Source organism: Sphaerotilus natans, assembly GCF_900156335.1.
Lineage (GTDB): Bacteria > Pseudomonadota > Gammaproteobacteria > Burkholderiales > Burkholderiaceae_C > Sphaerotilus > Sphaerotilus natans.
Map to the genome: position 1 here is coordinate 1 of NZ_FTMZ01000052.1, position 1444 is coordinate 1444.

The 1444-nt window shown below is 68.1% G+C and carries 1 protein-coding gene; it reads left to right on the plus strand.

Annotated features, from left to right (window positions below; translation table 11 throughout):
• Positions 1-162: 162 nt before the first annotated feature.
• The gene (locus BW996_RS20880; protein WP_037486081.1) at positions 163-1443 is read left to right on the plus strand and encodes a TRAP transporter large permease subunit; all 1281 of its coding nucleotides are present in this window, start codon (positions 163-165) and stop codon (positions 1441-1443) included.
• Position 1444: the final 1 nt, after the last annotated feature.

Here is a 1444-nt window from a genome sequence, read left to right on the forward strand (position 1 = left end):
CTCGTCGGCCAGCTGCTGCGCACCCTCTCCGGGCGCCTCTCCGACGACGAGCTTGTCCTGGTCCAGGAGTCCGAGGACCTCGCCCAGCTCGAGGCCGCCCACAAGGACGCCGCTGCGGCCCGCCACTGATCTCGCCCTCCCCTGTCTCCGGGTACCGATTCCATGACCGTCTTCATCTTCCTCGGCTCCCTGCTCGGCGCCATGGCCCTGGGCATTCCCATCGCCTACTCCCTGCTGGTGTGCGGCGTGGCCCTGATGTGGCACCTCGATCTCTTCGACGCCCAGATCCTCGCCCAGAACGTCATCAACGGCGCCGACTCCTTCCCGCTGCTGGCCGTGCCCTTCTTCATGCTCGCCGGCGAGATCATGAACGTCGGCGGCCTGTCGCGGCGCATCGTCAAGCTCGCCATGACCCTGGTCGGTCATGTCCGCGGCGGCCTGGGCTATGTCGCCATCCTCGCCGCCGTCATGATGGCCGCCCTCTCCGGCTCGGCCGTCGCCGACACCGCTGCGCTGGCCGCGCTGCTGCTGCCCATGATGGCCGCCGCAGGCCATGACAAGGCCCGCGCCGGCGGCCTCATCGCCTCGGCCGGCATCATCGCCCCCATCATCCCGCCCTCCATCGGCTTCGTCATCTTCGGCGTCGCCGCCAACGTCTCCATCGGCAAGCTCTTCCTCGCCGGCATCGTCCCCGGCCTGCTCATGGGCCTGGCCATCGCCATCACCTGGTGGTGGTGCGCACGCCGCGAGAACGTCACGCCCCCGCCGAAGGCCTCCTCCGCCGAGCGCCTGCAGGCCCTGCGTGACTCCACCTGGGCCCTCGTCCTGCCCGTCATCGTCCTCGTCGGCCTCAAGTTCGGCGTCTTCACCCCCACCGAGGCCGCCGTCGTCGCCGCCGTCTACGCCCTCTTCGTCTCCACCGTCATCTACGGCGAGATGGGATGGAAAGAGACCCGCGAAGTCTTCGTCGCCGCGGCCAAGACCACCGCCGTCATCATGTTCCTCGTCGCCGCCGCCATGGTCTCCGCCTGGCTCATCACGGTCGCCGACATCCCCAGCCAGATGATCAGCCTGCTCCAGCCCTTCATGGACAGCCCCACCCTGCTGCTCGTCGCCATCATGCTGCTCGTCATGGCCGTCGGCACCGCCATGGACATGACCCCCACCATCCTCATCATGACCCCGGTCCTCATGCCCGTCGTCAAGGCCGCCGGCATCGACCCCGTCTACTTCGGCGTCCTCTTCATCATGAACAACGCCATCGGCCTCATCACCCCGCCCGTGGGCACCGTCCTCAACGTCGTCGCCGGCGTCGGCAAGATGAAGATGGATGCCGTCACCCGCGGCGTCATCCCCTTCATGATCGCCCAGTTCACCGTCATGTTCCTCCTCGTCGCCTTCCCCTCCATCGTCACCGTCCCCGCTCGTTGGCTCGCCAGCTGAG

Coding starts and splice junctions, on each gene's coding strand:
- BW996_RS20880 (WP_037486081.1), top strand. CDS start 163: ATGACCGTCTTCATCTTCCTCGGCTCCCTGCTCGGCGCCATGGCCCTG.